A 26,017-nucleotide genomic window follows, 5' to 3' on the forward strand; every position below is an offset into this window, starting at 1 on the left:
TCACCTTTTCTGGATGCAGAGCATCTGCGGATGCCTGTTCAGGACCGCCGCCAGGTCCATTGGTCTCGGGTGGGCCCTGTGCATGGAACCCCCGTTCTCGGGGTCGTACGCCATCACCGCGTCCACTGCGAGTCTGCAGACCTCCTCCATCGACCTGGAACCGTCCATTAGCTCCTTGGCGACCACGATCGCATCGGCGACCGCACGGGTCTGCGCGGTGTCGAAGAGACCGGACACGGGGACGCTGACCCTGTACTCCCCGATCTCCACGGTCCTGACTCCCTGGGCGGAGGTACTGACCTCCTTGCGACCCTTCTCGAAGACCATGTTCTTGGACACCGGGTACCTGGTGTTGGGCCTGGTGTATACGCGGTCCGAACGCCTCGGCTCCACCGAAGCTTCGGACACATGGTATCCCTCGACCCTGAGGACACGGTCCGCCAACTCCGCCGCACACCTGTCCCCGGACACCATCACGATCGACACTCCCGCCTCCCCCATGGATCTTCCCAGCTCCGACAGGGGGATCAGGTCGTCATCCTCGGCGAGGAAGCCCCTCCTGATGATGCAGGGGTTGGAGTACTCCTCATCGACCAGTATGAGCCTGCTGCCCATCTCCACAGCCTCGGATATCGCGACCAGCTCCGACATGGGTGACGGGACCGACGGCGACTCCACCCTGGTGCTCTCCTCTCCGGGAAGGAAGGAGGACACATCGACGGCGTCGGCGGGGCGGCCCGCCTCGGACATTATGTACGACGCGTCGGAAACGGAGACGACGTACTCCCTCCCGTCTCCCGGGATGTGGTCGTGTACGCCTGCCAGTATCGCGTCCAGGAGAACCGACTTGCCGGCACGGCTGCAGCCGGCGAGCACAGTGAACCCCTCTCTGATCCCGAGGCCCGTGACAGGCTCCCCATGGGGGACCGCCATCGTGACCTTCAGGCATTCGTCGCAGTCGAAGGGAACCGCATCCGTCAGCGGCGCCAGGTCGTCGTCCCTCCTCGGCAGAACGGCGCCGGTCGCGACGAAGGCCACGAGACCCATCTCGGGCAGCATCGACCTTATGAACTCGGCGTTGTCCGCCGTATGAATGTGATTGTACAGCTTTGCGGGCTTGTATGCCCTGTACATGAGGGATTCGGCGACGATCCTGCCTATCCTCCCGAAGATCAGCTCCTCGGCTGCCAGTGCGTTGACCTTGCCGCCGGAGGACGGGAGGTCCGCCGTGAAGGAGGCTTCGACGTAGTGCTCCGTCACGGTCACGCTGCCCCTCTCGAGAATCTCCTGCCCCGGACGCGGGATGTACACTATCCCTCCGTCCGTCTTCGGAATCGGGGAGCGCGCATATGTGCGGGCGCTCTCCCAGAAGCGCCTTGCGATCAGGTCCGCCAGGGCCATCCTCCTCACGGGGGTGGACCATGTGTCCTCCGGGAACCCGGCACGCCACATGGGGACCCTGACCCTCATACGGGAATGCCCTGCCCTGTCGTTCTGGACCTCGTCCACCAGGAGCTCGAAGGCCTCGGTGGTGAAGAAGTTGGTTATGCCCTTGTACTTGGCGAACGGCTTCCCGTCCGCGTTGCGAAGCGTCTTATGAAGGATCTCCTCAGATGCCATCGGCGAATCTCCAGTAGTTTGGCGTCTATCCTCGGGTCGGAGACGATCCTCACTGGACCTGTCCCGACTATCTCACGGATGACGACCTCCATGACGAGCCAGACGACCATCCTGACACGGAAGCACCCCGTGGATGAGCGTCCCTCCCTCCCGATGGACCCGTGCATGTGCATTACCGGGTTCCCATCCTCGTCCGGGAAGATTGTGCCTGTGCCCGTCAACTCGCTCGGCGCTTCGACGGTGCAGACGATGGGGACGATGGGGCCCTCGATGGGCACGGTCGGCCCCGACACGTAACGGGAGCCCGCGTCCACACCGCCCACAGCGGTGACGGTGGCGTTGACGACCCCGTGCTCCCTGCAGAATGATTCAACGGCTTCGTGCAGGACCTCGCCTTCCTCCAGGCGCAGGACGAACACCCTGCCCTCCCTGAGTTCGGCGGACCTCATGATCCCGCCTCAGCGCCAGCGGCTGTACCTGTCCAGGAGCTTGCAGATCTTGTCGAACTCGTCCTTGGTCAGGTCGCCGGATTCCAGGAATGTCTTGACGAAGTCCTTGGCGTCCTTGGTCGATACGCGGGACGCCTTGGCTATGACGGAGGCCAGGAACGATGAGGCCTTGGAGGGGTCCATGGACGACGCCTCGAGGATCTCGTTCATGTCGTACTTGAACGGGTTGATCCTGTGCGTGTTCAGCATCGCCTGTCTCTTGGTGGACTCCTTCGTCCTCTGCTGCTTGTTCTTCCTGGCTCCTTTGTCGCCGTACTGCCCGGACGGGGCCGGATGGTTCACGACGACCTTGTTCTTCTTCACTTCACCTGGCAAGAATATTACTCCGTTGAGCGTCGAATCGAGAGACGGTATTTATAATAATCGCGTACGCGACGAATCGTGCGTGCGAATGTAATTAAGACACGCCGTGGTTTCACAAACATGGACAACCGGGACGTGGAGTACTCCAACAAGCGCCTGAAGGGATTCGCCAAGGCCCTGTACGTCGGCATGCTTATGGCCACCCTTGTGGTCGCCATCGGATCGATCGCTGTTGGGGAGACCCGCGACCTCGTCCTCACCCTGCCCATCATCGTGATCCTGGCTATGACCATGTTCACCGACAGGCACATCGTCCACATCCCCCCGCTCATCATCATGATGATGTGCGCGACGTTCTTCATATCGGTGCTGGGAAGGTTCCTGGTAGACGGCACTGTGGTCATGATGATCGTCAACTTCCTCGTGGGGGTCAACTTCGGCCTGCTCGGTCTGATCCTCGTCTACATGCTCCTAAAGTCCATGCCCGGCGTCCGCAACGAGAACCAGATGATGGTCCTCCTGTTCATGATGTCGGTTTCCGTCTCGATGTACATCTTGATGAGGATGCTCCAGTACTACATCGCTAACGTCTGGACCGAGATCGAGGGGATCGGACTTAACGATCTCATGAACGAGACCCTCATGGTCATCCTCGGCACCGCCGTGGTCTGCATCCTGTACTACGAGGACGACAGGCACAACCTCTTCAAGTACACCCTGGGATCGTTCCTGGAGGAGAACTCGGAGGCCCTCGGGCTCGAGAACAGGCAGAAGGAGGACATCCAGAGACTCATCCGTGACGGGGAGTCCAACAGACTGGAGTTCAAGTCCACGCTCCGCACCAACCTCGAAACCGGGGAGACGGACAAGAGGATGGAGAAGGCCGTCCTCAAGACGATAGTCGCGTTCCTGAACACCGACGGAGGCAACCTCCTGATTGGTGTGGACGACGACGGCGACATAATCGGGGCTGACATCCAGAGCTTCGAGAACAAGGACAAGATGGGACTCCACCTCACGAACCTGATAGCCAGCAAGATCGGCAACAGCTTCCTGCCCTTCATCACGTTCAACCTGATAGACTTCGACGACAAGGTGGTAATAAGGGTGAAGTGCGACCCGTGTCCAATGCCGGTGTTCTACAAGGACGGGAAGATCGAGATATTCTACGTCCGTTCGGGTCCCAGAACGGAGGAGCTGACGGGGATGACACTGATCAGCTACATCAGGAACCGCGAGAGCGACAAGAGGATGAGGAAGCTGATGAAGAGGTTTAAGGACATCGAGCCGGACCTCTCGCAGAGGTGCGACGACTCGGACGGAGCCTGAGACTCACTCCTTGTTCTCCTCTTTGACGAGGTGGAGGGCCTTCTTCGCCTTGGAAAGCGACCTGGAGATGAGCAGGGTCATGATGACCGCGATGATCGTCACGATCACTGCGTAGACAAGCATACCGACCAGATCGTCCTCGGTTCCGAACACCGCCTTGATGGCGGCCTTGATTGTGTCGTTCCAGGCCAGAGCCGCGACGAGACCGAACGCCGCTGTGATCAGGGAGGCGAACGTCTCTAGAAGCTGGACCTTGAACTCGTCGGATTTCTCGGACATAGTTGTCGGATTTCCGTCACGGATTAAAATGGTTCATGTTCAAACATGCACAGTTGTACCAGGACACTCCTTTAATGGTGAAACGGATTAGACATCGACCGTTGCGATTGTTTGGAATCTGTCGATGCAGGAGCGGTCGTTTTGATCTGAAAGAACCTGAACCACCCCTGTCCGAGCAGACGGGCTGTTGTCCGGATGTGACGAACGCCCCTTCATCGGATGACATGAATGGCGATTGTCGGGGCATCGAGTGTTTCCATGATGGTGCGGGAGAAGGGATTCGAACCCTTGAACCACTAAGGACGGGATCTTAAGTCCCGCGCCTTTGGCCAGCTCGGCCACTCCCGCGGATGTATGCGGTATCGTGCCACCGTTTTAATTGATTGGGTTCCCCATAAATACGAACATCCCGATGACCCGCCAGATGTCCTACAGGATCCCTTCGGAGGACGAGGTCGCCAAGGCGATCGAGAACGTCCTGGTACGCACACCGCACATGCGTTCGCAGAGGGAGCTCTGCGACGCGGTCTCGGCGGAGCTCATGTGCCTGGACACGGACTACCGCGTCGGGCCGGAGAGGATCCGCAGGATAGGCATCTCCAGGCAGCTGTTCAAACTTGAGATAAAGTACGCGGACAAGGGGAGACCGGCGGGCAAATGGTGCCCGGTGTGCGGCTCGATCCTGCTGTCAGTAAGGAACAGGACCCTGGACGGGAAGACGGTGGAGCTCATGCGCAGATGCAAGGTCTGCGGATACTCCGCGAAGGGCAACTGCTCCAAGCCGGCGAGATACGTCATCGAGAGGAGGGTCTGACACGGACAGAATCGAGAGAGCTGAGAAGCTCCGCGAGGCGGAGAGACTGTTGAACGAAGCGGCCGACCTGATCGACGAAGCCCTGCATATGTCCGGGATCGAGCAGCGGGCGGGTGGCGCCTCGGGCACAGTCCGCAGGATCGCATCCGACCCCTCCGACGGAGGGAGCCTGCACAACCTGGCTCTGGACCTGGAGAGGCTGGAGGAGGATCCCGGCTGGACCCAACCACTCGTGTCCCCAAAGAACCTCTTCGACCGCAAAGCTTTATGACGGCCGGGACATTCGAGTCGGCAGAGGGCTCAAATGAAGATTTGGGAGTTTGCGAAAGTCAACGGTTCTTCGATCAAAGTGGACAGCTGGATGTCCGACACGATGGGTCTCGTCGACGGGGGCTACGTGTACAGCACCATCTTCAAGCATCCCGCGGAGGGTCCCAAGGACTACGAGATAATCCTGTCCGTCTTCCCGCAGGAGAACTACCGCACGCTCACCCACATCACGATGTACCTGGATGACGTCCCCGGATCCAGCGCTCAGGCGGCCAACTTCCTGGCGTCCAAGGAGATCAACATCCTGAACTCCGCGTCCCTGAACGGCATCTCGGACACAGTCATCGTGTGGAAGCTCATGGCCGACATGAACTTCGCCGGAGAGGTCGACATCCTCAGGGACGAGTTCGAGGCCCTCAAGGCGAAGAACGACCCCAGTGTCTCCAAGATCAAGAGGATCGACTTCAAACCTGCAGAGATCGGAAGGTTATTCAAGGGCAACATGTCCGGCGGGAAGGAGGAGCTCCGCCGCGGATACCCCTCGAGCATCAAGAACGGATGCTTCGACGTCGCCGACCAGTACGGTGACATCCTCCCGGACATCGACGGGAAGAACGTCCTCATCACCATGGACGCGGACTCCTGGATCCTGTCCATCACATTCTTCAAGGAGCAGACCCGCCTGGTCAAGGTGGGCATGGAGATCCCGGACTGCCCAGGCAGCATCACCCAGGCCCTCACGGTGATCGCAGACTGGAACGTCAACCTGATCTCCGTCTTCAGCAAGGTGAAGATCTGCTACGAGACCATGTATCTCGAGCTCGTCATGGACATATGCAAGAGCAACAAGTCCTTCCGCGAGATATGCGACACACTCCCCGCGGCGATGGACGAGCTGAACGGCATCTTCCTCGTCAAGGAGCTCACAGAGCTGAGCTGACATGAGGCTGCCCAAGACGTCCCGCAGGCCGTGCGCTCCGCTCGGGGAGCTCTACCTCGGACGCGGCGACTACGTGGCCGGCGGGGCGCAGAGCCTCCCGTTCCTGGACCTGGACGGGGCCAGAAGGAGGAGGCCGCTGGTATTCGGCCAGGTCACGGACGACCTCTCCTCGTACCCCTCCCTAGCGGCCGACATGTTCTCCGGCCGCCAGACCGACCCGGAGGAATGGGCGGTGATGTGGAAGGAGATCGGAGCTGACGGTGTCTGGATCGACCTGAGAAGCGGGAACCCGGAAATCGTTCGCAGGATATACGAACGCACACGCCTTCCCGTCGCCGTCTCCGCAGACGATGATGTGCTGGAGGGGGTGTCTCGCATCGACGACTGCTCCATGATACTCATCGGCAGGAACGGGCCTTACGGAGGGCCTCGCGGACGCCACGCGACAGCTGTCGGCGGTTCCACCGCGGACGAGATATCAGAACGCTGCTCCGCCGCAGGCGACGGACAAGACATTGTTATCGACCTCGGAGGGTTCTCTATGGGCCAGGGACTGTCCCGCAGCGTGGAACTGGCGGAGGAGGTCCGCCGCAGAGCCCTGAACGATGATACGACCCTCAGACATCCCACCATGTGCAGCACCGTCCGCTGCTGGGATGCAGGATTCCCCGATGCTAGGGTCGCATCCATGTGGGAGGCCGAGGCGGCTCTGGCCGCCATGATGGCCGGGACGGACATACTGATCGTGAGAGGCCCCGGCGCGGCGGATATGGCCCGCGTCTACGGGGAGGAGCTGGCGGACCTGTGATACCATGGCCGGGATAGAAGTCGACGGGGTTTGGGTTTCGCCGGAGGAACGCGCCTTCGCATTGTCGGTGTCGGACATCCTGTACGGGGATATGCTGACAGACCGCATCTCCACGATCGCGGCCCTGGCCGCCGAACATCCCCGCCTGAGGTTCGTCTGCGTCAGGAACGACTCGATGGATCCGGCGCTGTTCTCCGCCGCGACCGAAGCTGCTGCGGGCACCGGACTCGGCCTGATCCTCGAATCGGCAGACCCCGTGTGCCTGCGCGAGGCGGCGTCAACGGTCCCCGGCCACAAGCCGCTCCTGTGCATCACGGACTCCGACCGCCTGGGGGAGACCGCTGTGCTGTCCGCCGTGACGTCGTGTCCGATGTCCGTGCCGGGCATGGACACCGAGTCCCTGATGGACAACGTGGAGACCTCTGAGGACTGCGGAGCCGCCGGGATCGTCCTGTGCCCCGGTTGCCCGAACATGAAGGGATGCCTGGAGATCAACACGGACCTGCAGAGGCTCGAGACCGAGCACTCCTTCCCACAGGCGTGCCATCCCGTGATGACCCGCACCTGGTCAGGGGAGTACGCCCTGTCTGTTGCCTCGGTGTCGGTGATGCGTCACGGAGCGCTTGTCGTACTGGACGACCTCGATGCCGACGGCTGCGACGTGCTCCAGTCCCTTATGGATAATTTTTGAGCGATACAGGTTTTAAGTCATCATAGACCCATCCATCATCATGCGCATCGCGAACTTCAGGAGAACGGACACCGTCTCCCTCCCCGGCCTGTACCTCTCATCGGTGGGCGTCTCCACCGACGACGGCCCCGGCGTCAACGAGACGGAGGTCGCCAACTCGATAAACGGGGACAAGGACTCCCTGGACGGGATCCTCTTCCGCGGCGTAGAGACGGACGTGCTGGAGGTGGACGGGATACACAAACTCATCCGTGTTCTGAGACCGCCTCATGCGAGATGCGTCATCGAGACCAACGGCTCCAGACCGACAGTCCTGGACGACCTCGTGGGCGCAGGTTACGCGGACATCGTGTCGTTCGTCTTCGACAGGTACCCCAAGAAATGCCAGCTGGACTCCATGAGGATCGCCAGGGACGGGGACTGCAGATTCGCGGTGACCGTCGTCACCGAGCCGCAGCGCCTGACGGTGGAGGACGTCCTGGACCTCGGCGACCACATAAAGGGCGCCATGCTCCTGCAGATAAAGCGCTCGTCGGAGCCCGGGGCCCTCCAGTACAAGAAAAGCGAGATATCCTCCCTGGCCAAGTCCATGAAGGGCACGGCCAAGGAGGTCAGGATTGTTTGAGATCACCTGCAGAACGAGGAGAGCACCGCGCCGTTGGCGGCTCCGAGGGAGCGGCTGCTGCAGTTGACGTACCTCAGGGGGACGTCGACCTCCTCCTTGAAGCGGGCGATGATCTTCGGATCCTTCGCGAACATGCCTGCCGACAGACCGCATTCGGTGTTCTGGATCTCCTCAAACGCGGCGTCCAGGGAATCCACGACCTTGATGTTCAGGATGGGGAGGCCCGAGTCCATGTAGCTGAGGTCGTTCTCGTCGTCCAGACCGGACACGACGATGGGGGACACGTAGAGGTCGGACACGCCCATGGCGACAGGGGCCTTGGAGATGACGAACGGAAGGTTCTCCTGATAGAGCGAGACGAAGCGCTTTGCCGCGTCCTTGCTTATGATCGGTCCGGTGAAGGTCACATCGTCCACGGGGTCACCCACGCGCAGATCCTTCATGATCTCGGAGACCGCCTCGACGAGACGCTTCTGCTCATCCATGGTGACTATGACCTTGGAGCAGGAGTACAGACGCTGACCGCTGTACGCGAACGCGGAATCGACGATTGACCTCGCCGCGGCCTTCATGTCGGCCGGCCTGTAGACTATGGCGGGGTTCATGCCCTTGATGTCGTTGATGAACCTCAGCTCGTCGTCCACCTGGAGGAACATGAGGTCCTCGAGCCTGTCCCCGGATCCGCTCGCCGCGATGCCCACGACGCGCATGTCGTTCGCCAGGGCCTCCGTGGACTCGTCCTTCCTGTCGACGACCAGGTTCAGGACGCCGTCAGGCAGACCGTACCTCTCCATGGACTCGTAGAACGAGTAGACCGGCAGAGGGCAGTGCTTGGACGGGTTCATGACGACGGTGTTTCCCGCGACCATGGCCGCCACAGCGTACGCGACGGGGGATGCCATGGGAGAGTTGTGGGCGGAGATGACCGCCCAGACACCCAGCGGCTTGCCCTTGTGGGAAGCCGCGTCCGCCAGAATCCCCTCCACTGCTGCGATGAGCGAGTCGACCTCGGAGACAGCGTCCTCGCGGACCATGCCCGAGCTCACGGTGACCATGGCGGCGTAATACAGCCTCCTGGCCTTCAGCAGCGTCAGGTACTTCTCGAAGTACGCCGCGCGCTCCGACACCGGGACCTCCGACCATGTCTCGAAGGCCTTCTTCGCCGCCTCGACGGCCTCGGCCATGATGCCCTCCTCGGGCTCCTGGAACCTGCCGTACGTGATGGAGTCGTCTATCGGGCTGGAGACGATGAAATCCGTTCCGGATGCGACCTTCATCCCACCGTAGTAGCTGGGGAAGTCCCTCTTCTCTCCGCCGAGGACCTGGTCGATCATCTTCTCGTACTCCCTGCCCTCATCGGTGGTCTGCAAATCTGGGTAGTCTGACATGATGGCAGACGTATCGGAAGAATCGGATTAAGATGTTACCGCCGAAAGACGATGCAGGAAAATCGGGAGATGGTGGACCCGGCCGGATTTGAACCGGCGACCTCCGCCGTGTGAAGGCGACGTCATAACCCCTAGACCACGAGTCCGTTAGCCCCCCGAGAACATGACCTTATTTAAAACTAAGGCTGAGTCGGAGAACCACATGGTGGGCCCGGCCGGATTTGAACCGGCGACCTTCGCCTTGTAAGGGCGACGTCATAACCCCTAGACCACGGGCCCGTGATTGCTGGAATATGACTATAATATAAAAACCCGTATGGAACACGACGTCGTTTGTTAAATACCAGAACCTCATTGGCTCTTCCTAGGCGATTGTAGTCCAGCGGTTAGGACGGGAGCTTCCCAAGCTTCTGACCCGGGTTCGATTCCCGGCAATCGCACCATCTCTTCTAATTTCGATGCTTTTGATGGGGGTTTCCCGTCGCCGGAGGAAAATAGAGGGCAACGGTAAGCGGTTTGGTGAGAGTGGACCTGTTCAGTCGTCGCCCGTCCTGATCCTTATCGACCTCTCCACCGGGATGACGAATATCCTGCCGTCACCCGGATTCCCTGTCTCGGCGGACCTGCGGATCGTCTCGATGACCCTTTCCACATCCCCGTCATCCACGACCGACTCGATCTTCACCTTCTCGATCTCGTCGACGACGAACTCTCCGACCCTGGTCGTGAAGGTGAGGCCCATCTGCTCCCCGCGTCCGGTGACGTGGGATATCGTCATGCCGTTGATCCCGATGTCCCTCAGCGCGTCCTTCACGCACTGGAGGCGCTCGGGCCTTATCACTGCCATTACCATCTTCATCTCGATCACCTCACATCAGGTAGGACGGCTCCCCGTGCTCGATCGTGTCGGCACCGATCATCTGCTCGCTCTCGGTGAGCGCCGCACCCTTCCTGCTTCCCGCGTTCCTCAGAACATAGTCGATGGCCTTCATTATGACGAAGGACACGACGAAGCAGTACACCATTGTGATGACGACCGAGACCACCTGCCCGGCGAACAGGTTCACGGAACCCTCGATGAGTCCGCCGTAGCCCGCGTAGGATGCAGTGGCGAATATCCCCACCGAGATCGCACCCCATATGCCTCCAAAGCCATGGACGCCCATGACGTCGAGCGCATCATCGATGCCGCTGCGACCACGCATGAATATGATTCCGAAGTAGCACACGACGGCCGCGACCGCGCCGATTGGGACTGCCGCCCAGGGTTCCACGTATCCGCATCCGGGCGTGATCCCGACCAGTCCTGCCAGAACGCCGGCGCACAGACCTGTCACGCTGACACGTCCTACGTGGAGGTACTGGACCACGATCCACACGACGGTCGAGACGCAAGAGGCAACGAACGTGTTGACGCCTGCCAGGACCGCGATGTCGTTGAACGACCCTGCGGAACCGCAGTTGAACCCGAACCATCCGACCCACAGGGCCGCGCAGCCGATGAACATCAGGGGGACGTTGTGGGACCTGCCCTTGGAGATCCTCCCGCTCCTGCCGCCTATCGCAATCGCCGCGGCTAAGCCGCTGACTCCGGAGCAGATGTGGACGACCGTCCCTCCGGCGAAATCGACGTTGGGGAGACCGACCTCGGCCAGGGAGTGTATGAGACCTCCTCCCCAGACCATGTGCGCCATCGGGGCGTACACCGCCAGGGACCACAGCGCCATGAACACCAGGATCGCGGAGTACCTGACCCTCTCGGCCGTGGCACCGAAGACTATGCAGGCTGTCAGCAGGGCGAAGGTCCCCTGGAAGAGCATGTACTCGTAGGACGGGATGCCACCGTCCTCCCCTGTGAGGGAGAGTCCGGATCCGAACAGAGCGTCGAGCCCTCCGACGAGGGGCCCGTCGCCTGTGAGTGCCAGGGAGTATCCGACGGCCCACCACACGACCCCTGACACGGCCATGACACCGATGCACTGGGCAATGATGGACGTCATGCTCTGCTTCCTCAGCATGCCACCGTAGAACAGTGCGATCGCCGGGGACATGATGAACACCAGCATCGTGCAGAGGAAGATGAAGACGGACGAGACCACATCCGTCGTGGAATCCTCGGTCGCCGCGGACACCTCCGGGATCACGAACATCGTGATGGCCAGAAGTGCGACAAGAGCCGAGGCGACCCATGCAATCATCTTCAAATTTATTCACCTTTTGAATGTTTGAATCCTTTCATCAGGATATTCTGGACAAATGTCTAATCATATTTCAAGATTATCTGTGAATATCTAGGATTTCAACTAAAATAAAGATGGAATGACATAAAATCAGACTAAAATTGGATGTTAATACTGTCCATATGGATCGAAATAGACATTTGTCTAATTGAAAAACAGGAAGGCCGTTTAAGATGGGAGAATGTGAAAGGGTTTGCTGCTGTGGCCTGAGAGGTCACAGGAGGGACTTGGCCTCGTCGGGCGTCATGTCCAGGGCCTTGAGCATGTACTCGAGGGCTTTCTTGCCGTACGGGGCACGGGCCTTAGGGTCCTCCATAATCTCGCCGTAGGTGGCCATGACGTTGTTGTAGTACTCTATAGCGAACTCCGAGTACAGGGATGCGGACATGGACTCGTCCATCTCGGCGGCCTCGCAGTAGGCCTTCTCAGCCTCGTCGTACTTGTTGACGGAGATGCAGAACAGGCCGTAGGACTGGTAGTAGTCCACGCGGTCCCCGTCGAGCTCGATGGCCTTCTTGTAGGCGTCCATGATCTCCTGGACATCCACCTTCGCACCGAACATGCCGGAAGCATAGTTGCCGCACTCGGCCTTGTAGTACCAGACATCGGCGTTGTCGGGGAGCTCCGCTGCGAGCTTCTTGAACGCCGTGTACGCTTTTTTGAAATCTCCCTCGTCCATCGCCTTCATCGCGTTGGCGATCTTCTTCTCGGGGGTTGCCTCTGCCATGGACGGGCAGTTAACCAGGGACCGATATATATGCTACCGATAAGGCTTATAAACGGACCCTCGGATGGATTCCCATGAGACCCTGGGAGACCGCTCTGTCCGGACTCAACCTGTCCGGCTTCTCCGTGCGCGAGACCTCGATCCCGCCCTATGACGGCCAGACTGTCGCGAGATGCAGGAGGATGTGCGAGGACAACCTGTGCGGCAAGTACGGGACCAACTGGGCCTGCCCACCCGGGTTCGACGAGCACATGGACACGCTCGCGGAGGGATTCTCGTCCGCCCTCCTGGTAAGCAGGACGTTCCCCTGCGACCCGCACGACGAGGGGAAGGTCCAGGAGTTCAACACGCTCATGAAGACGACGGTGAGGGGAATCCTGTCCAGGCTCCGCGACGCGGAGATCGGATGCAGGGGGTTCTCCGACGGGGGGTGCGACATCTGCCCGGAGTGCACCTACCCCGAGCCGTGCAGGCATCCGGACCTGGTGCTGCCGTCCGTGTCCATAGTGGGCATCGACATGGAGTCGTACCTCGCATCCGTGGGGGAGACGTTCGAGTTCAGGGACGACGCGGTCACGTTCTACGGCGTGATTCTCATCGCCTGACCGTCCCATCACGTGCCCATGCGTCCGGGGTGGCGCACGCACACCCGCGCGATATTCTTTTAATAATTATCTCGGATAACCGCACGAAGGTCTTGACGATGGACAGAGAAACCGTTGAGAGGGTCGCCCGTACGGCCCACATCAGACTCACAGAGGAGGAGATCGAGAGGTACAGCGCGGACCTCGGCGAGATCCTCGGATACTTCGAGCTTCTGGACGAGGCTCCGGAATCGGACAAGCGCGGCATCAACCCCATCGAGGTGGCGGACGTCCTCAGGGACGACGAGCCCCGCATGGACATCGACGCGGACGTCCTGCTCAGAGACATGGACACCTACGAGAGATACGTAAGGGGGCCGAGGCTGTCATGAGCATGAGATCAGTCCTGGAGAGCCTCGAGTCCGTGAACTCGAAGTACGGGATGTTCCACGACAGGACCCACGAGACCGACCCCGGGGACGCGAAGTTCCTGTTCTCCGCCAAGGACAACCTGACGTCCAAGGACATGGAGACATGCGCGGGATCCAGAATCCTGGAGGGGTACCGCCCCGCGTTCGACGCCACCGCCATCGCCAGGATGAGGGAGGCGGGCGGCATGCTCATCGGAAAGACCAACATGGACGAGTTCGGGTTCGGTACGTTCTCGACCAACTCCGGATTCGAGATCCCCAGGAACCCCTACGACCTGGAGAGGGCCTGCGGGGGCTCCTCCGGCGGATCCGCCTGTGCCGCGGCGGTCTTCGAGGACCACGTGTCGCTGGGAGTGTCCACCGGCGGATCGATCTGCTGCCCCGCCAGCTTCTGCGGGGTCTACGGCATCGCGCCCACGTACGGACGCGTGTCCAGATACGGACTCATCGACTACGGCAACTCCCTGGACAAGATCGGAGTGCTCTCCGCGAAGGCCGGGGACCTCAGGAAGTACATCGGCGTCATCGCCGGCAGGGACGAGAAGGACCCCACCTCCTGCGTCCAGCCGGAACTCGTCAACGCGGGCAGGAAGATGAAGTCGGTCGCCGTCCCGAAGGAGGGCATCGAGGGCCTCTCCAAGGATGTGGAGTCCGCCTTCAACAAGGCCCTGGACGAGCTCAGGCGCATGGGGATCGATGTCGAGACGGTCGACATGCCCTCCCTGAGGTACGCCATGCCCGCATACTACGTCCTGGCCACGTCCGAGGCGTCCACCAACCTCGCAAGGTACGTCGGCATGAGGTACGGCAGGCAGGACGGAGACCTGTCCCTGAAGTTCGACGACTGCTTCTCCGGCGTGCGTTCCAAATACTTCGGCGACGAGGCGAAGAGGAGGATCCTCTTAGGTACGTTCACCAGGATGGCCGGGTACAGCGACAGGTACTACTCCAAGGCCAGGCAGGTCAGGCAGGTCGTCATAGACGACTACAAGAGGGTTCTGAAGGACCACGACGCGGTCCTCGCGCCCACCATGCCGTTCACAGCCCCCAGGTTCGACGACATCTCGAAGATGTCCGCACTCGACAGCTACAAGGCGGACTATCTGACGGTCCCCGCCAACATAGCGGGAACCCCCCACATGTCGGTCCCCTGCGGATACGGATCCGACGGCATGCCCATAGGCATGCAGTTCGTCGCCGACCACTGGGACGAGGACGTCCTCTTCTCCATGGCCGAGGCCTGGGAGAGGGAGTTCGATATCAGGAGACCGGAGGTGGCCCAATGAAGATAGGTCTGGAGATACACGTTCAGCTGCCGACCAAGACGAAGATGTTCTGCTCCTGCCCGGCCACGGACGCCCCGGGGCCGAACACCCACGTGTGCCCCACATGCCTCGGTATGCCCGGGTCCAGGCCCGTCCTGAACAGGAAGGTGCTCGAGTACGGGATCATGCTCGCCAAGCTCCTCGGATGCAAGGTCGCCGACACGACCTGGTTCTCCAGGAAGACGTACTTCTACCCGGACATGTCGAAGAGCGTGCAGATCACGCAGTACGACAACCCCATCGGGGAGGGTGGCGTCTACTACCTCAACGGCAAGAAACCGATCAGGATCACGAGGATCCACGTGGAGGAGGACCCTGGGAAGACCAAGAGGGTCGGGGACCTGTCCTCCCTCGTGGACTACAACCGCTCGGGCATCCCCCTGGCGGAGATCGTCACTGAGCCGGACATATCCACCCCCGCCGAGGCCAGGGAGTTCCTCGGACAGCTGATCCAGGACATCAGGTGCGTCATCGACATCCCTGGCGACGGGGAGAGGAGCATCCGCTGCGACTGCAACATCTCCGTCGGCAAGGAGAGGGTCGAGGTCAAGAACGTCACCGGGCTGAAGAACGTCGAGAGGGCCCTGACCTTCGAGGTCGTCCGCCAGACGAAGATCCTCAAGGCCGGCGGGAAGATCGACAGGGAGACCAGGCGCTTCGACGAGGAGCGCGGGGTCACCATCAGCGTCAGGAAGAAGGAGTTCGAAGCCGACTACGGCTACATCGACGAGCCCGACCTCGGGGTCTACCACATCAGGGAGATGGCCGAGTCCATCAAAATCAGGGAGAGCCCTCAGAAGATGACGGTCAGGCTGTCCCAGCAGTACGGCATCGACCAGAAGATGGCCAAGCAGCTCGTCAACACGTCCGTGACCCTGGCGGAGCTGTTCGAGGAGGTCGCCGCGAAGCACGGGACCCAGAACGCCGTGAAGTGGGTTGCCGGACCCGTCAGCTCCAACTGGAAGTCCCTGGAGACCAGCGGCGCCGACGTCCACGACGTCATCGGCATCGTGGACAGGTTCACCGCGGGCGAGATCACCGACACCGAGTGCGGAATCGAGATCAAGTGCCTGATGACGGGCGAGGACCTCGAGTCCGTCAAGGGCGCGTCGGGAGACCTGGACAAGATCGTCAACGACTACCTGGACCAGAACCCCGGCATCATCGAGGACTACAGGAAGAACGACAAGGCGGCCAACAAGGCCATCGGGTTCGTCATGAAGAACTCGGGCGGGAGCTACTCCTCCGCCGAAGTCGTCGAGGCCGTAAAGAGGCTCATCGAGTCCAGGCTCTGAGAAACCAAAGGCGGCCGGGCCCGTCCCGGTCGTCATTTCTTTCCACCTCCGCATCCGAATCGGACTGCACCCTGGCGCACGTGTTTTGCCGGAATCATCCACATAATCGCATCTCTACCATACCCCCACGCGGTATCTGGCTATGATCAATCCGCAGAACACAGCGACCAGTTGGAAGCTACGTCCATCATACACGAACAACGGGTTTTTATAGAACGAATCTAGTTGTCACTATCATCCAACTGGAAGGTTGATAAAGTGAACACGAAACAGATTGCGGTCATCGCGGCCGTCATCGTCATCATCGTCGCCGCTGCGGCGGTTGCCCTCATGCCGAGGGACGGTGGCGAGAAGAAAGGTGGCCTGTACACGCTCGACGCGGACGTCGTCGAGGTCACGATGGGCGGGATCACGGCCAGCCCCAAGATCGTTGATTCCATCGAGAGCCTGTACTCCGACATCTACGGGGACCTGGTCGACGACACCCTCACCATCGAGGATGCGATGGCCGACACCGCGTTCTGGGATAAGTACTGCACGTACGAGCCCATGATCACCGACAACGGCGACGGCACGTTCACAGTGGTCTCCACTGACGGCAAGAACCCCGTCGAGATCGAGCTCGGGGTCATGGACAAGATGATCTCCACCAGCACGATCTACCTCACCACGATATACTACCTGGTCTGCATGAAGTACGGGGAGACACCGTACTCCGAGGAGGCCCTCGCCAACGAGGCCCTTGTGGCGGAGTACCAGAGGGTCGTCGCAGGCGGCACCACCCTGGACTACATCCGCACGAACACCGAGCTCAGGGACTACTTCGACGCCGACAAGTACATCGACGGAGGCGCCAACACCCTCAGCAACTACGAGACCGAGACCCTCGCCCAGAACATAAAGGACGCCGGTTCCGACGGCTCCAATGTGGTCCTCATCGCATCCGGGGGGATGCGCGCGTCCAGCGTGAACCTCCCGCTCGTCGACGAGACCGTGAGGGCGGCAGGCGGACAGGCAGGGATATTCCTGAGCGTCACCGACATCCCGGAGGCCTTCGCATCCATCGAGCTGCTCGGATACCTGTTCGGCTACGGCGACTACGTGGAGCCCATGATCCAGGATCTCCAGGAGAGGCTGTACAAGATCTACTACTCCCTGCAGAACACGGAAGAGACCCACAAGATCTACTGGGAGACCTACGACGGCACGTCGGTCAGGCTCTCCGGCATGTCCGGGGAGATCGTGGACTTCTTCGGCTGGGACGACTCCCTCGTCACCGGAGGGGAGGTCGACACCGAGACCATCCTGATGGAGAAGCCGGACATACTCATATTCTACACCAACGACCAGCGCTCCGACGATGAGAAGATGAGAGCCTGACCGTTCAACCGAGGGGGCGACCCCTCACCTTTACCAGGACAGGACGGAAATGAGCGAGATCACGGACTACGACGGGATCCAGGAGTTCAGGAGGAGGTCACGGCGCAGGGCGGCGGTGGCCATAGGAGCCACTGCGCTGTTCTTCGTCGCCGCCTTCCTGCTGTGCATGTGCCTCGGGAACTACACCATGTCCCCCAGCGAGGTCTTCAACGGGATCTTCGGCATCGGGGACGCAGGCTCGGTCCAGATAGCCCGCGACGTCCGTCTCCCCAGGGTCATATGCGCCGTGCTTGTAGGCGCCGCGCTCTCCGTGGCCGGCCTGACCATGCAGAGCCTTTTCAAGAACCCCATGGCCTCGCCGACGGTTCTGGGAATCTCCCACGGAGCGTCCTTCGGCGCCTCCATGGCCATCTCGTTCGGTATAGGTGCGGGCGTCTTCGGGACGTACAGCACGTCCGTGATGGCCTTCGTGTTCTGCTTCGTCACGATGGCTCTCGTCTACGCGATCGCCCGCACGAGGTACGGCATCTCGACCGTGACCCTGCTGCTGTCGGGGGTGGCGGTGGGAGCGTTCTTCAACGGGCTCGTCTCACTGATCCAGTACGTCGCGGACGAGGACACCCTGCAGGAGATTGTCTTCTGGACCATGGGCAGCTTCAACAAGTGCAACTGGGACTCCGTGCCCGTGGCGCTCATACCGATACTCATCGGGATCGTCATGACCGTCCTCATCAACAGGGAGCTCAACATGATCTCGGCCGGCGAGGAGCAGGCCGCCAACATGGGAGTGAACGTGCGCAACGTCCGCATCATCGCCATTGTGGCCACCTCCCTGTGCGTGGCCGGATCGGTCGCGGTGTCCGGGACCATAGGGTTCGTGGGTCTGATCATACCCCATGTGTTCAGGATGCTGGTCGGACCCAACCACAAGCTCCTGATCCCTCTCTGCATCTTCGGCGGTGCGGCGTTCCTGATGATTATGGACACCGTGGCCAAGGCCGGGTTCGAGATGTCGTTCCCGGTGGGCGTGCTCACCTCGCTCCTGGGCGCGCCCTTCTTCATATACATACTAAAAACACGCAAGAAGGAGGTGTGGGAGTAACATGGTTGAGCTGGACATAGAGGATGTGTGCTTCTCTTACCCTTCCAGGGACATCCTTAAGGACATCGAGTTCAAGGCAGAGCAGGGCGAGATCCTCGGGATCATAGGACAGAACGGCTGCGGGAAGACCACGCTGCTGAAATGCATAAACTCTACCCTCTCGCCGAAGAAGGGGATCGTGACCGTCGACGGCAAGGCCGTGGAGTCGATGACGAAGAAGGAGATAGCCCGCAGCATGGGGTTCGTCATGCAGACGACCAGCACCACGTTCCCGTTCACAGTCTACGAGACCGTCATGATGGGGCGCTACTCCCGCAAGGACGCCCTCGACTCCGAGAAGGAGGAGGACACGCGGATAGTGTACCAGGCGCTGAAGGACACCGGGACCCTGAAGTTCGCCGACCGCGACATAGACGAGCTCAGCGGGGGCGAGAGGCGCAGGGTGATGATAGCCAGGGCGCTGGTCCAGGAGCCCGACATCCTGCTGCTGGACGAACCCACGCTCCACCTCGACATCAACCACCAGTTCGACCTGATGGACCTCATCACCAAGCTCTCCAGGGAGAAGAGCATGCTCGTCGTGATCGTCACCCACGACCTCGTCCTGGCGGCGAGATACTGCGACAGGGTGATAGCGATAGAGCACGGCGAGATCGCCGCCATGGGCAGGACGAGGGACGTCCTGACCACGGACAACATGCGCAGGATATTCGACATCGAGGCGGAGGTCAACGAGGATCCGCGTGTGGGCCTGAACGTCACGATCCTGGGGAAATCCAAGACCGATCCCGAGGACTGCCGATATCGCACCGCGTCCTGAGGGCATCCTGGGTCACACCAGGAACCTCTCCACCTCCGCCGAGAGCGCATACCTGTTTTTGAGCGACGAAATCGCCGCCATGTTGTCCGAACGGGAGTGGGCGTCCAGAGCGGATTCGTCCTCCCAATGCTCTACGAGCAGCACATGTCCCGGGTCTTCCATGGATGCGAAATACTCGTATCCCAGGCAGCCTCCCTCTGCACGTACCCTCTCCAGGACACCTTCGGATACCATGTCCTCTACGAAACGACGCGCACTGTCACCGTCCCCTCTGTAGTGTACGTTGATTACCACTTTCATCGGACCACGCGACGAGATGCCGTTCCGCCCATATGATGGCTGCACTCAGTTGCCCTTCTTCGTGCCCTTGGTTCCCTTGATGTTCCTGATTCCCATAATCATGCATGACCCTCTAGATGGATGTTGGCCGGACCGCTGTACTCGTACGGTCCGGCCGTGCCGGAGCCGCCGGCACAATGTCACTGCATCCTACAACAACGCCTCCGTATTTATTTTTTAGGAATTCCTAAACAATTGTTCTCACATACATTACAAAGATTACAGTATAATGTTATTATATTTCAAAAGCATCTGGAACATGTCAACATGATTGACAGGAAATGAAGATGGATAGAACGATCAACGTCGCCGGAAGGTCAATGTACAAAGCACCTGCCGATCTGACACGTGTGACCTTGGACATCGAAGGCACCAACAGGACCTACGAAGGCGCGATAAGGGCATGTGCCGACAACGGTCGCGAGATCAAGGACAGGCTGGAATCCATCGGTCTGAGACGGGAGTCTCTTAAGACGGTATCGCAGACCGTGAAACCGCATTACAAGGAGATTTCCTACAGAGACGTCGACGGTGACAAGACATACAAAAGGGTCAAGGACGGTTTCGAGTTCAGCAACGTGCTGAGGTTCGAGTTCCCAAACGATAACGAGATCCTAGCAAAGGCGATGGGGTCGATGATGGCTGCGACATGCCAACCGGACGTACGCATTTCGTTCCTCAACAGCGATCCCGTGCGCTGCAGGGAAGCGGCGATAGCCGATGCCGCCAAGGATGCCAGACGCAAAGCGGAGATCCTCGCGGAGGCGATGGGATGCAGGTTGGGACCTCTGATGGACGTGTCATATGGCACCCAGATGAGCCGTGACCGCTACGAGAACGACGGTTTCGCCCTGTGCTGCGCCTCTGCCACAGAGGACCTGGACCTCGATATCGACCCGGAGGACGTCACGTTCAACGAGACCGTCGATGCTGTATGGGGGATAGTGGACTGAGAACGATGGAAATGGAAGGGGGTGACCCCTTCCGGTTTCGGATCACTCCTCTGACAGGTCCTCGACATCGCTGAAGTCGATGTCGCCCGCCAGGGAGATGATCTGGAGCTCCTCGAGCTTGGAGTCGTCGACCTTCTCAGGGGAGCCGTCCAGCAGGGACACGGCCCTCTTGTTCTTGGGGAATGCGATGACCTCCCTGATGGTGTCCTTGTTCAGGAGGATGGCGCAGAGCCTGTCGACTCCGATGGCGATTCCACCGTGCGGAGGAGCACCGTAGCTGAGGGCCTCCACGAAGAATCCGAAGTTCTCCTCGATCCTCTCGTCGTCCAGACCGAGCTTGTGGAACACCGCCTTCTGGAGGTCGGCGTTGTGGATACGAAGGGATCCCGAACCCAGCTCGTTGCCGTTCAGGCACAGGTCGAAGCATGCTCCTCCGACATACTCGTCATCGAGGTCGTTCTGGGGCAGGACGAACGGGTGGTGGAACGCGTCGTACTTACCGGAGACGGGGTCGATCTCGAACATGGGGCACTCGTCCATCCAGAAGAACTGGAACTGGTTCTCGGGGATCAGTCCGAGGTCCTCGGCGATCTTCTTCCTGACGAAACCTCCGCCCTCGTAGGTGGCCTTCCAGGGTCCGGCGATGAGGAACAGCACGTCGCCCTCCTCGGCGTTCATGGTGGTCTTGATGTTCTCGAGGATCTCGGGTGTGAAGTACTTCGTGATGTTGGACTCGAGCTTGCCGTTCTCGACCCACATCCATGTAAGTCCTCCGAGACCGACCTTCTTGGCGTAGTGGATGTACCTGTCCCTGTCGTTCCTTCCGATCTTGTCCCCGGCGATGTCCTTCTTCAGGTTCATTCCGGCGACGATGCCTCCCTCGGCGATGACGTTCTGGAAGATCTTGTAGGGAGCATCCCTCACGACGTCGGTCAGCTTGACGTACTCGAGACCGTACCTCATGTCGGGCTTGTCGGATCCGAACCTCTCCATGGCGTCGCGGTAGGCGATGTGGGGGAACGGGATCTTCAGCTCCTCGTTGTAGAGGCCCTTCCAGATGTAGGACATCATGCCCTCGATCATGTCCTGGATGTCCTTCATGTCCACGAACGACATCTCCATGTCCAGCTGGGTGAACTCGGGCTGCCTGTCCTTCCTTGAGTCCTCGTCGCGGAAGCACCTGGCCACCTGGTAGTAGCGGTCCATGCTGGCGACCATGAGCATCTGCTTGAACAGCTGAGGGGACTGGGGCAGGGCGTAGAACGTACCGGGGTGGACCCTGGACGGAACGATGTAGTCCCTGGCTCCCTCGGGTGTGGACCTTCCGAGCATGGGCGTCTCGATCTCGAGGAACCCGTTCTGCTCCAGATACTGCCTGGCGAGGTGGACGAGCTTGCTCCTGAAGACCATGGACTGGATCATCTCGGTCCTCCTGAGGTCCAGGTACCTGTATTTCATCCTGATGTCCTCGTCGGGGAGGACGCCCTCCTTCTGGTCTCCGAGCTCGAACGGAGGCAGAGCGGACCTGTTCAGGAGCTCGGCGTCCGTGATGAGGACCTCGATCTCGCCGGTGGGGTTCCTGGCGTCCTCGGTGCCCTCGACCCTCTTCCTGACGATTCCGTTGATCTGCACGCAGGACTCGCGGGTGAACGTCTTCATGACCGCATCCAGCTTCGCGGCGTCGGCCCCCTGGGGGAGGTCCTCTGGGTCGAAGACGACCTGTGTAATGCCGTATCTGTCCGCGAGGTCGATGAACGCGACTCCGCCGTGGTCCCTGGAAAATCTGACCCAACCCTGGAGGCATACCTCCTTCCCGAGGTCGGAGGACCTCAGCTCACCGCAGGTGTTTGTTCTTCTCATGGAAGTTCCTCTCTAATGAGGTTGCGATTATGCGTTCCCTATATAAGGGGTGCGCACGCACGGGCGCGATGCGCGACGGCATGACTCGAACCCAGGGGGCCCGTTGAACTTCCGAACGATCCGTACGAACGTGAACGTCCTCGGAGCCGGAATCGGATGTCGCACTCCTTGTGCCAGACGGATGCAGGAGGCGCCATGCGGGGCCAGTCCGTCGACGGAGAATCATCAGAGGACGAGCCTTAGAAGACGTTCGTCTGATCGGGATGCGGACCGATCGGACCTGGGTGCCTGCTGAAGACAGCGGCATGGGCGGTTCCTGCCCAGGCACACTGCCCCGAAGACAGGGGGGGTTCATATGCGTCCGGAGCACAGAGCCACAGGTGCCAGAGCACCCATCGGCAGCGACCCTCATCTCTCGCCGAGGATCGGCGGGATGTAGGAGAACGGATCCTTCTTGATGTTCAGGATCACCGACGTGTTGGTCTTGTGGACATCGGGTATCTTGTTGATCTCCTTCACGACGTCGGAGAACTCGTCCCTGTCGAGGCAGGCGATCCACGCCACGCAGTCGCTTTCCCCGGTCACGTCGAAAACCGAGATGACCTGCGGGATCTTTATGATCTCGTCCTGTACCGTCGTCACGTTGTCCGCGTAGATGCTGACCAGGCCCATGTACTCGAAGCCCAGCCTCATGTAGTCCACACTGGCACGGTACCCCTGGATGACGCCCTTGGCCTCCAGGTTCTTCACCCTCTGGATGAGTGTGGTGGGGTGGACGTCCAACTGCTTCGCGAGCTGCCTGTAGGAGCCCTGACTGGACCTGCAAAGAAGTTCGATTATACGTTTGTCCAGTTCGTCGTAGTCGGAGAGCGACATTTGAATCCCTTTCCCTACAAATTCCTAAAGACATTTATTAAGGTTCTGAATAACTGGAGGGGTCGGACGATACCATGACGGACGAGATATTCAGACACGACGGATATGTCTTCGAGTTCGAGGCCAACGTCGTCTCCGTTAACGGGGACGAGGTCATCCTGGACAGCACTGCGTTCTACCCCGGGGGAGGGGGGCAGGTCTGCGACACCGGAGCCATTCGCGGAATACCCGTCACGGGGGCATTCTACAACAAGAACGGGGACATCGTCCACAGAGCGCCCGGGAACGACCTGCAGCCCGGCGAGAGGGTGTGGTGTAGCGTCGACTGGGACAGGCGCTACGGCCTGATGCAGGGGCACACGGGGGAGCACCTCCTGTTCTGCTCCCTGAAGAGGCAGTGCCCTGACCTGACCATAACGAAGATCATGATCTCCCCCGAGAGCAAGTACGTCATCGTGAACCACGACCTGACCTGGGAGCAGATAAGGGACGCCCAGAGGTTCGCCAACCAGGCCATCGTCGACAACCTCGCCGTGACCAAGAGCATCATGGACAGGGACGACCCGGACCTGGAGAAGGTCAGGATCAAACTCGACAGGATTCCCGAGGATGAGGAGATCTCCGTCGTCGCTATCGGCGACATAGACCTGTCCGCTTGCAGCGGGGTGCACGTGATGGAGACCTCCGAGCTGGAGATGCTCATCGTCGACAGGAAGGTCTCCGCCGGCAAGGACGGCATCGCGATCCACTTCAAGGTCGGACAGGAGGCCAAGGACGCCGCCGCGGACCTGGCCAACATCGCACTGGAGATCGTCGACGGAATCGGATGCAAGACGGAGGACTCTGTCAGGGCTGTGGCCAACATGAGGCACGACCTGGACCTGGAGGGGAGGCTGCTGCGCAGGGCCGCCAAGGAGCTCGCGGCGTCCATCGTGCCGGAGGACGTCTGCGGCACGAAGGTGCTCTGCGCCGTGCTCCCGGGCACCGACCGCGCGGTCCTGACCGACGCCGCGGAATCGGTCAAATCCGATGGAGGCGTGGCGCTCATCGTGGGCGTCACCGACACCTTGGCGGTCATCATGGCCTCCGGAAACCCCGCGGTAGACTGCAGGAAGCTGCTCCCGGAGGTGCTCAGGCAGTTCAACGGAAGGGGAGGAGGCAAGCCAGACTTCGCACAGGGAGGGGTGACCGACCCGGCTCTGGCAGACGAGGTCCTAAAGGCCATGAGGTCCGCGGTGGAGAAATCGCTTTCTTCAAGTAGTTAAAGGGGGATGGCGAGGATATGCCTGGAATGAGGATGAACGACCGTCAGATGAAACAGGCCATGAAGAAGATGGGCATCAAACAGAGCTCCATCGACAACGTGACCGAGGTCATCATCAGGACGAACGAGAAGGAGATCGTCATCAGGAACGCCGAGGTGATCTGCGTCGAGATGGGAGGCTCCAAGAGCTACCAGGTCTCGGGAATCGAAGAGGAGCGCATGCTCGGATCGGCACCCGAGGGGGAGGCCAAGGTCTCGTTCCCCCAGGAGGACGTCGAGCTCGTCATGTCCCAGACCGGATGCGACGCTCAGAAGGCTGTGGCGGCCCTGGAGGCCGTGGACGGACAGCCCGCAGAGGCGATCATCAAGATAATGTCGGAGTGATCGAGATGTGTCTAGCAGTTCCCGGAAAGATTGTCAGCATCGAGGGCGACATGGGCGATGTGGACTTCGGCGGGGTCACCAGGAAGGCGAACCTCTCCATGGTCGACGCCAACGTCGGCGACTGGGCCGTCGTCCACGCGGGATTCGCGATCCAGATCATGGACGAGGAGGACGCCCAGGAGACCCTCAGGCTCTGGAACGAGGTCCTCGACAGCGACGTCGTCACATATAACTGATCCGACCGGGCCCCGAGGGGCCCGGCCTTCTTATCCCATCACTTCTTCTTCTGGATCTTCCCATCCTTCTTCTGCCTGACCACGGTTGTCCCCTGGTTGGCCGCGACCTGCTTGGCGTAGGCCTCCGCCTCAGCCTTGGTCTTGAACTTCTTGAGGGCCTTCTGGGCGTTGGCCTTCTTCACCTGCCAGCCCCCGTCCGGATGCGGCGACACGAAGTATGCTCCGTTCTTCTGCTTCACCGCCTGCTCGTCCATGGATTCCTCGGATTTCGCGGTCTCCCCTTCTGTCTTCTTCTTGAGAATCGGCATGTGTATCCCGGTTTCGTATCGTCCTGGCCGATTTATAATTGGGTCGCCGAAGCGACTCTGACCGCGCTTGATCGTATGGCTTTGGTTCCTCTGGGAACGATATCCCTGTGACGACGGAATCGTGTGTATAGAAAGTATTATATACTATTCGGTTATCCCATGTTTCGGTATGACGGCCAAAGCGGCGGGGTCACACCCGGTCCCATTCCGAACCCGGCAGTAAAGTCCGCCCGCGTATCTGTCTGTACTGTAGTGCGCAAGCCTACGGGAACTCAGACACGCTGTCAACCACTTTTCCTCTCCTATCTTGTGGCCGA

At 60.3% G+C, this 26,017-nt stretch carries 30 protein-coding genes, 4 tRNA genes and 1 rRNA gene; 20 read left to right on the plus strand and 15 right to left on the minus strand.

Annotated elements, in window-relative coordinates; genetic code table 11:
- Genes JS82_08285 through JS82_08295 form a run of 3 tightly spaced genes read right to left on the minus strand, consistent with a single transcriptional unit; the run spans position 1 to position 2,432 of the window.
- Complete coding sequence (locus JS82_08285) at positions 1-1,620, minus strand: hypothetical protein (protein QHK18104.1); 1,620 nt, start codon at positions 1,618-1,620, stop codon at positions 1-3.
- A complete protein-coding gene (locus JS82_08290; GenBank protein ID QHK18105.1) occupies positions 1,545-2,069 on the minus strand; it encodes a DUF296 domain-containing protein in 525 nt (174 codons plus the stop codon). Before JS82_08290 ends, JS82_08285 begins: the two co-directional genes overlap by 76 nt.
- A 9-nt stretch (positions 2,070-2,078) precedes the next feature.
- The gene (locus JS82_08295; protein QHK18106.1) at positions 2,079-2,432 is read right to left on the minus strand and encodes a hypothetical protein; all 354 of its coding nucleotides are present in this window, start codon (positions 2,430-2,432) and stop codon (positions 2,079-2,081) included.
- A gap of 120 nt (positions 2,433-2,552) precedes the next feature.
- Between JS82_08295 and JS82_08300 the strand changes: the two genes are divergently transcribed.
- Positions 2,553-3,761, plus strand: a complete 1,209-nt coding sequence (locus tag JS82_08300) for a hypothetical protein (protein ID QHK18107.1) — start codon at positions 2,553-2,555, stop codon at positions 3,759-3,761.
- 3 nt (positions 3,762-3,764) lie between these two features.
- On the opposite strand, the gene JS82_08305 is transcribed toward JS82_08300, so the two are convergent.
- Both JS82_08305 and JS82_08310 read right to left on the minus strand, forming a co-directional pair.
- Positions 3,765-4,040: a hypothetical protein gene (locus tag JS82_08305; protein ID QHK18108.1), complete on the minus strand. Its 276-nt coding sequence runs from the start codon at positions 4,038-4,040 to the stop codon at positions 3,765-3,767.
- A 262-nt stretch (positions 4,041-4,302) separates the two neighbouring features.
- A tRNA-Leu gene (locus JS82_08310) sits at positions 4,303-4,388 on the minus strand.
- A gap of 76 nt (positions 4,389-4,464) precedes the next feature.
- Between JS82_08310 and JS82_08315 the strand changes: the two genes are divergently transcribed.
- From JS82_08315 to JS82_08340, 6 genes are read left to right on the plus strand one after another with little or no spacing between them, the layout of a single operon-like run.
- Positions 4,465-4,854 (plus strand): hypothetical protein, encoded by a 390-nt coding sequence (locus tag JS82_08315; protein ID QHK18109.1) that lies wholly within the window; start codon positions 4,465-4,467, stop codon positions 4,852-4,854.
- A 49-nt stretch (positions 4,855-4,903) separates the two neighbouring features.
- Positions 4,904-5,125: a hypothetical protein gene (locus tag JS82_08320; protein ID QHK18110.1), complete on the plus strand. Its 222-nt coding sequence runs from the start codon at positions 4,904-4,906 to the stop codon at positions 5,123-5,125.
- 33 nt (positions 5,126-5,158) lie between these two features.
- Complete coding sequence (locus tag JS82_08325) at positions 5,159-6,064, plus strand: ACT domain protein (protein ID QHK18111.1); 906 nt, start codon at positions 5,159-5,161, stop codon at positions 6,062-6,064.
- Position 6,065: 1 nt separating this feature from the next.
- The gene (locus tag JS82_08330; protein ID QHK18112.1) at positions 6,066-6,872 is read left to right on the plus strand and encodes a hypothetical protein; all 807 of its coding nucleotides are present in this window, start codon (positions 6,066-6,068) and stop codon (positions 6,870-6,872) included.
- Between the two features lie 4 nt (positions 6,873-6,876).
- Positions 6,877-7,563: a hypothetical protein gene (locus JS82_08335; GenBank protein QHK18113.1), complete on the plus strand. Its 687-nt coding sequence runs from the start codon at positions 6,877-6,879 to the stop codon at positions 7,561-7,563.
- Between the two features lie 40 nt (positions 7,564-7,603).
- Positions 7,604-8,188 (plus strand): hypothetical protein, encoded by a 585-nt coding sequence (locus tag JS82_08340; GenBank protein QHK18114.1) that lies wholly within the window; start codon positions 7,604-7,606, stop codon positions 8,186-8,188.
- Between the two features lie 2 nt (positions 8,189-8,190).
- Here JS82_08340 and JS82_08345 read toward each other — a convergent pair whose 3' ends face one another.
- The 3 genes from JS82_08345 to JS82_08355 form a co-directional block, all read right to left on the minus strand.
- Positions 8,191-9,576: an aldehyde dehydrogenase family protein gene (locus tag JS82_08345; GenBank protein QHK18115.1), complete on the minus strand. Its 1,386-nt coding sequence runs from the start codon at positions 9,574-9,576 to the stop codon at positions 8,191-8,193.
- A gap of 70 nt (positions 9,577-9,646) precedes the next feature.
- A tRNA-Val gene (locus tag JS82_08350) sits at positions 9,647-9,722 on the minus strand.
- A 57-nt stretch (positions 9,723-9,779) separates the two neighbouring features.
- Positions 9,780-9,855: transfer RNA gene (locus JS82_08355), tRNA-Val, on the minus strand.
- Positions 9,856-9,944: 89 nt separating this feature from the next.
- Here JS82_08355 and JS82_08360 point away from each other — a divergent pair.
- Positions 9,945-10,019: transfer RNA gene (locus tag JS82_08360), tRNA-Gly, on the plus strand.
- A 92-nt stretch (positions 10,020-10,111) separates the two neighbouring features.
- Here the strand turns inward: JS82_08360 and JS82_08365 are convergent.
- The 3 genes from JS82_08365 to JS82_08375 all read right to left on the minus strand — a co-directional run bounded on the left by JS82_08365 (position 10,112) and on the right by JS82_08375 (position 12,543).
- Positions 10,112-10,435, minus strand: coding sequence for a P-II family nitrogen regulator (locus JS82_08365; GenBank protein QHK18116.1), 324 nt, complete (start codon positions 10,433-10,435; stop codon positions 10,112-10,114).
- A gap of 10 nt (positions 10,436-10,445) precedes the next feature.
- Positions 10,446-11,780 carry an ammonium transporter gene (gene amt, locus JS82_08370; GenBank protein QHK18117.1) on the minus strand — a complete coding sequence of 445 codons (1,335 nt, stop codon included), beginning with the start codon at positions 11,778-11,780 and terminating at the stop codon, positions 10,446-10,448.
- Between the two features lie 250 nt (positions 11,781-12,030).
- Positions 12,031-12,543: a hypothetical protein gene (locus JS82_08375; GenBank protein QHK18118.1), complete on the minus strand. Its 513-nt coding sequence runs from the start codon at positions 12,541-12,543 to the stop codon at positions 12,031-12,033.
- A gap of 74 nt (positions 12,544-12,617) precedes the next feature.
- Here JS82_08375 and JS82_08380 point away from each other — a divergent pair, with 74 nt between their 5' ends.
- The 7 genes from JS82_08380 to JS82_08410 all read left to right on the plus strand — a co-directional run bounded on the left by JS82_08380 (position 12,618) and on the right by JS82_08410 (position 19,480).
- A complete protein-coding gene (locus JS82_08380; protein QHK18119.1) occupies positions 12,618-13,148 on the plus strand; it encodes a hypothetical protein in 531 nt (176 codons plus the stop codon).
- Positions 13,149-13,246: 98 nt separating this feature from the next.
- Positions 13,247-13,519 (plus strand): Asp-tRNA(Asn)/Glu-tRNA(Gln) amidotransferase GatCAB subunit C, encoded by a 273-nt coding sequence (locus tag JS82_08385; GenBank protein QHK18120.1) that lies wholly within the window; start codon positions 13,247-13,249, stop codon positions 13,517-13,519.
- Positions 13,516-14,844, plus strand: coding sequence for an Asp-tRNA(Asn)/Glu-tRNA(Gln) amidotransferase subunit GatA (gene gatA, locus JS82_08390; GenBank protein ID QHK18121.1), 1,329 nt, complete (start codon positions 13,516-13,518; stop codon positions 14,842-14,844). The genes JS82_08385 and gatA overlap by 4 nt, the downstream gene beginning before the upstream one ends.
- Positions 14,841-16,178: an Asp-tRNA(Asn)/Glu-tRNA(Gln) amidotransferase subunit GatB gene (gene gatB / locus JS82_08395; protein QHK18122.1), complete on the plus strand. Its 1,338-nt coding sequence runs from the start codon at positions 14,841-14,843 to the stop codon at positions 16,176-16,178. The genes gatA and gatB overlap by 4 nt, the downstream gene beginning before the upstream one ends.
- Before the next feature lie 258 nt (positions 16,179-16,436).
- Entirely contained in the window at positions 16,437-17,558 is a 1,122-nt protein-coding gene (locus JS82_08400) for a hypothetical protein (GenBank protein QHK18123.1), read from the plus strand.
- 49 nt (positions 17,559-17,607) lie between these two features.
- A complete protein-coding gene (locus JS82_08405; protein ID QHK18124.1) occupies positions 17,608-18,660 on the plus strand; it encodes an iron chelate uptake ABC transporter family permease subunit in 1,053 nt (350 codons plus the stop codon).
- A 1-nt stretch (position 18,661) separates the two neighbouring features.
- Positions 18,662-19,480 carry an ATP-binding cassette domain-containing protein gene (locus JS82_08410; GenBank protein ID QHK18125.1) on the plus strand — a complete coding sequence of 273 codons (819 nt, stop codon included), beginning with the start codon at positions 18,662-18,664 and terminating at the stop codon, positions 19,478-19,480.
- Positions 19,481-19,492: 12 nt separating this feature from the next.
- Here JS82_08410 and JS82_08415 read toward each other — a convergent pair whose 3' ends face one another.
- Complete coding sequence (locus JS82_08415; protein QHK18126.1) at positions 19,493-19,780, minus strand: antibiotic biosynthesis monooxygenase; 288 nt, start codon at positions 19,778-19,780, stop codon at positions 19,493-19,495.
- Between the two features lie 326 nt (positions 19,781-20,106).
- Between JS82_08415 and JS82_08420 the strand changes: the two genes are divergently transcribed.
- On the plus strand, positions 20,107-20,772 hold the full coding sequence (locus tag JS82_08420; protein QHK18127.1) for a DUF541 domain-containing protein: 666 nt from the start codon (positions 20,107-20,109) through the stop codon (positions 20,770-20,772).
- 42 nt (positions 20,773-20,814) lie between these two features.
- Here JS82_08420 and aspS read toward each other — a convergent pair whose 3' ends face one another.
- Positions 20,815-22,632, minus strand: a complete 1,818-nt coding sequence (gene aspS, locus JS82_08425) for an aspartate--tRNA ligase (GenBank protein ID QHK18128.1) — start codon at positions 22,630-22,632, stop codon at positions 20,815-20,817.
- Between the two features lie 408 nt (positions 22,633-23,040).
- A complete protein-coding gene (locus JS82_08430; protein QHK18129.1) occupies positions 23,041-23,508 on the minus strand; it encodes an AsnC family transcriptional regulator in 468 nt (155 codons plus the stop codon).
- Between the two features lie 74 nt (positions 23,509-23,582).
- Here JS82_08430 and JS82_08435 point away from each other — a divergent pair, with 74 nt between their 5' ends.
- The 3 genes from JS82_08435 to hypC are packed head-to-tail and all read left to right on the plus strand — an operon-like array spanning position 23,583 to position 25,392.
- Positions 23,583-24,773: an alanyl-tRNA editing protein gene (locus JS82_08435; GenBank protein ID QHK18130.1), complete on the plus strand. Its 1,191-nt coding sequence runs from the start codon at positions 23,583-23,585 to the stop codon at positions 24,771-24,773.
- A gap of 17 nt (positions 24,774-24,790) precedes the next feature.
- Positions 24,791-25,156, plus strand: coding sequence for a Nascent polypeptide-associated complex protein (locus tag JS82_08440; protein ID QHK18131.1), 366 nt, complete (start codon positions 24,791-24,793; stop codon positions 25,154-25,156).
- 5 nt (positions 25,157-25,161) lie between these two features.
- Positions 25,162-25,392 (plus strand): HypC/HybG/HupF family hydrogenase formation chaperone, encoded by a 231-nt coding sequence (hypC, locus tag JS82_08445; protein ID QHK18132.1) that lies wholly within the window; start codon positions 25,162-25,164, stop codon positions 25,390-25,392.
- 38 nt (positions 25,393-25,430) lie between these two features.
- Here the strand turns inward: hypC and JS82_08450 are convergent, their stop codons facing one another.
- Positions 25,431-25,646 (minus strand): DUF2188 domain-containing protein, encoded by a 216-nt coding sequence (locus JS82_08450; GenBank protein QHK18437.1) that lies wholly within the window; start codon positions 25,644-25,646, stop codon positions 25,431-25,433.
- A 222-nt stretch (positions 25,647-25,868) separates the two neighbouring features.
- On the opposite strand from JS82_08450, the gene rrf reads away from it, so the two are divergent.
- Positions 25,869-25,990: ribosomal RNA gene (rrf, locus tag JS82_08455) — 5S ribosomal RNA — on the plus strand.
- Positions 25,991-26,017 lie beyond the last annotated feature (27 nt).

Source organism: Methanomassiliicoccaceae archaeon DOK, assembly GCA_009911715.1.
Taxonomy (GTDB): Archaea; Thermoplasmatota; Thermoplasmata; order Methanomassiliicoccales; family Methanomethylophilaceae; genus Methanoprimaticola.

Excerpts from the sequence above, each read along its gene's own strand:
- JS82_08345 (QHK18115.1), bottom strand. The coding sequence starts at position 9,576 with ATGTCAGACTACCCAGATTTGCAGACCACCGATGAGGGCAGGGAGTAC.
- JS82_08285 (QHK18104.1), bottom strand. The coding sequence starts at position 1,620 with ATGGCATCTGAGGAGATCCTTCATAAGACGCTTCGCAACGCGGACGGG.
- gatA (QHK18121.1), top strand. The coding sequence starts at position 13,516 with ATGAGCATGAGATCAGTCCTGGAGAGCCTCGAGTCCGTGAACTCGAAG.
- JS82_08440 (QHK18131.1), top strand. The coding sequence starts at position 24,791 with ATGCCTGGAATGAGGATGAACGACCGTCAGATGAAACAGGCCATGAAG.
- gatB (QHK18122.1), top strand. The coding sequence starts at position 14,841 with ATGAAGATAGGTCTGGAGATACACGTTCAGCTGCCGACCAAGACGAAG.
- hypC (QHK18132.1), top strand. The coding sequence starts at position 25,162 with ATGTGTCTAGCAGTTCCCGGAAAGATTGTCAGCATCGAGGGCGACATG.
- JS82_08405 (QHK18124.1), top strand. The coding sequence starts at position 17,608 with ATGAGCGAGATCACGGACTACGACGGGATCCAGGAGTTCAGGAGGAGG.
- JS82_08430 (QHK18129.1), bottom strand. The coding sequence starts at position 23,508 with ATGTCGCTCTCCGACTACGACGAACTGGACAAACGTATAATCGAACTT.
- aspS (QHK18128.1), bottom strand. The coding sequence starts at position 22,632 with ATGAGAAGAACAAACACCTGCGGTGAGCTGAGGTCCTCCGACCTCGGG.
- JS82_08300 (QHK18107.1), top strand. The coding sequence starts at position 2,553 with ATGGACAACCGGGACGTGGAGTACTCCAACAAGCGCCTGAAGGGATTC.
- JS82_08315 (QHK18109.1), top strand. The coding sequence starts at position 4,465 with ATGTCCTACAGGATCCCTTCGGAGGACGAGGTCGCCAAGGCGATCGAG.
- JS82_08330 (QHK18112.1), top strand. The coding sequence starts at position 6,066 with ATGAGGCTGCCCAAGACGTCCCGCAGGCCGTGCGCTCCGCTCGGGGAG.
- JS82_08410 (QHK18125.1), top strand. The coding sequence starts at position 18,662 with ATGGTTGAGCTGGACATAGAGGATGTGTGCTTCTCTTACCCTTCCAGG.
- JS82_08305 (QHK18108.1), bottom strand. The coding sequence starts at position 4,040 with ATGTCCGAGAAATCCGACGAGTTCAAGGTCCAGCTTCTAGAGACGTTC.
- JS82_08335 (QHK18113.1), top strand. The coding sequence starts at position 6,877 with ATGGCCGGGATAGAAGTCGACGGGGTTTGGGTTTCGCCGGAGGAACGC.
- JS82_08290 (QHK18105.1), bottom strand. The coding sequence starts at position 2,069 with ATGAGGTCCGCCGAACTCAGGGAGGGCAGGGTGTTCGTCCTGCGCCTG.
- JS82_08375 (QHK18118.1), bottom strand. The coding sequence starts at position 12,543 with ATGGCAGAGGCAACCCCCGAGAAGAAGATCGCCAACGCGATGAAGGCG.
- JS82_08435 (QHK18130.1), top strand. The coding sequence starts at position 23,583 with ATGACGGACGAGATATTCAGACACGACGGATATGTCTTCGAGTTCGAG.
- JS82_08385 (QHK18120.1), top strand. The coding sequence starts at position 13,247 with ATGGACAGAGAAACCGTTGAGAGGGTCGCCCGTACGGCCCACATCAGA.
- JS82_08420 (QHK18127.1), top strand. The coding sequence starts at position 20,107 with ATGGATAGAACGATCAACGTCGCCGGAAGGTCAATGTACAAAGCACCT.
- JS82_08325 (QHK18111.1), top strand. The coding sequence starts at position 5,159 with ATGAAGATTTGGGAGTTTGCGAAAGTCAACGGTTCTTCGATCAAAGTG.
- JS82_08340 (QHK18114.1), top strand. The coding sequence starts at position 7,604 with ATGCGCATCGCGAACTTCAGGAGAACGGACACCGTCTCCCTCCCCGGC.
- JS82_08450 (QHK18437.1), bottom strand. The coding sequence starts at position 25,646 with ATGGACGAGCAGGCGGTGAAGCAGAAGAACGGAGCATACTTCGTGTCG.
- JS82_08415 (QHK18126.1), bottom strand. The coding sequence starts at position 19,780 with ATGAAAGTGGTAATCAACGTACACTACAGAGGGGACGGTGACAGTGCG.
- JS82_08380 (QHK18119.1), top strand. The coding sequence starts at position 12,618 with ATGAGACCCTGGGAGACCGCTCTGTCCGGACTCAACCTGTCCGGCTTC.
- JS82_08365 (QHK18116.1), bottom strand. The coding sequence starts at position 10,435 with ATGAAGATGGTAATGGCAGTGATAAGGCCCGAGCGCCTCCAGTGCGTG.